The sequence below is a fragment of the Bacillus sp. 05T22 genome (assembly GCF_056396765.1).
This window is the reverse complement of sequence record NZ_JBFTMC010000221.1, coordinates 1-2,276: the sequence shown is the minus strand read 5'-3', so window position 1 is coordinate 2,276 and position 2,276 is coordinate 1. Positions and strand designations below refer to the sequence as shown.

1 protein-coding gene and 1 pseudogene are annotated in these 2,276 nt (G+C 30.8%); one reads left to right on the top strand and one right to left on the bottom strand.

Features of this window, described 5'->3' with window-relative positions; all coding sequences use genetic code 11:
* Positions 1–230: pseudogene (locus AC1DIT_RS27890) on the top strand (hypothetical protein); the annotation flags it as partial.
* Positions 231–510: 280 nt separating this feature from the next.
* On the opposite strand, the gene AC1DIT_RS27885 reads toward AC1DIT_RS27890, so the two are convergent.
* Positions 511–1,443: a hypothetical protein gene (locus AC1DIT_RS27885; protein ID WP_016132978.1), complete on the bottom strand. Its 933-nt coding sequence runs from the start codon at positions 1,441–1,443 to the stop codon at positions 511–513.
* Positions 1,444–2,276 lie beyond the last annotated feature (833 nt).

Here is a 2,276-nt window from a genome sequence, read left to right as displayed (position 1 = left end):
GGATGATTCCACCTACAAATTTTAAAACTGCCATTGCGATTGCCATATTATTTCCTCCTCTTTTGTTAGTGCTAAGATGTAATTTATCTTTATGCTTTTATTATAGTAAGCGCTTTCATTTTTATCAATACATTCTTATATGCAATATTGCATATAAGAATGTAGCAAGTCCCCTTTGCATTGTTATTAAGAATAGAATTAATGGTTCTGGTGCAAAAACTTCAGGGTAATTACAAGTAATCTCTAAATCTTGGACATACTGAAACTATGACTTTAATAAAGGAGTGTGATCAGTATGAAAACGAAAATTTGATTTTTTTATAGTTATTTAAGAGAAATGCTCTTATATATTAAAAGAAATTACTAATTTCTTAACATCAAGAAAATCTATTTTTCACACTCTCAAATTATGTTTGTAATTAAAATCTATATAGAAATGCTCTTATATTTCGTTTCATTTCCATATATAGGTGAAATAATAAAAAAGCTAGCAAAATGCTAGCTTTTTTATTATTTCGAAGTAAGAGCAACTAAAACATCTACTGGATAATCAACTGATTCTTTCACTTTATATTCAACTGCATTTCCCTTACCTAGCATATTATATAACTTATTCATAGTATCATTTGCAGTTTTATCAGACATCCATTTTTGTAATCCTGCGCCTGGAACAACAGAATAGTTAGCTACTTGTTGATATAATGCAGTTCTATATTGGTCATATGCATAATCAGACTTTGGATTAAAATCAAATGTCTTCGTAACTGTACTTTCTTCTGAAATTGTATTTTGATAACCAAAACTCCAAGTTAATGAAGCTGACATTTTAACAATATCTCCAAAACCTGCTTCCATCCCAATTGTTTGAGATAAACCTACAGATATATTATGAGAAACACCACTTGTAACAGCTTTACTCCAGTGATAACCTGAATTTTTATCTATTACATTTGAATCAATTAATTTCCAATCTAGTTGTTTTTTTAATTTCGTATCCGCTACTATTGGATCCGTTTTAGGAATTGCTATTGAATATAGTACACTTCCTTCACTTCCTGCTACTGGAATTTTTTCGCCGGATTTAAACCAAGTACCATCTGGTTTTACAGCCTTATATCCTGATAAATTCAACATATCTCCTGATGTATTCCCCTTAGCAACAACATCTACATATGCATAATCAATTAACTTTCCCTCATCTGTAGAAACATGCCATTGACCAGGAAATTCTTCATAAGGACCCGTAGGAACGTAAGGAAGTTGTGTACCATTTTGAGCAACTTGTTCTGCTGACATAGGTGCTTTTCCTTCTTGAGAACTGATTACTACCGGAAGATTTCCTACATTCGTAGTATCAGTAGCTGCCGAAGAAAATCCTGGGGCTACAAGTAAAGCTGAACTTAATACAAAAGCTGCGGGAATGATTTTTTTCATACGTTTCATAATATCTCTCCTCTTCTTCCATTATTTCTACAAGATTACAAAAGATGAAATTATACTGTACATTGCTTATACTTTTGCTATGTAGGAACATAGAATGCTATTTTTTTATAAATATGCTACTTTTGTGATTCTAAATTATCTCCACGCTAAATAAACTGATTATTGAAATAATTAACTCGACATAATGTTACTTGCAACTTTACTGCACTTTTCTTAGTACAATCGTCTCCTTTTTTAGTGGTCATACCAATTACACCCTTATTAAAACATTAAATTTTCAATGCGTAAATAGTAGAATTTTGTCGATTGCATTCAATAATTTAATTATCACGTATTAATATGAGCGGAAATATTATACTTCTAAAATTACTATTTAATATCATTTAGGTAATTAAAATAGTTTCAACTTGATATATCTGGTTAAAAAATCACTATTTTAATCTATAAAAAAATAATAATACCAATTAAATATTATTAACATAATTTAATCACACTCTGCACAACGATTCCCTTTATTTGGATATGCGAAATTGCATTAAAATATACCCTCTTGGCAACCTTAGCTTGATGGTGATGGGGTCACGCGAATTTCGTACGCTAAGGTACAATCGAGCTTGATTCCCTTCTTAAAAGCACAAGTCGTGGAACAAGCTATTCTATCGTATCGAAGAAGTTAATTAGGAGTTCCTTATCTTGTTTTATTGAAGCGTTCGTTCAATAAAACATATAAAAGGCAGACCATTTTACTGGTCTGCCTTTTGAAGTATCATTTAAGCTTTCTCGTTTTCCCAATCTTTTCTAAGTAACCCCATAATATGAATGTCATGGTAACT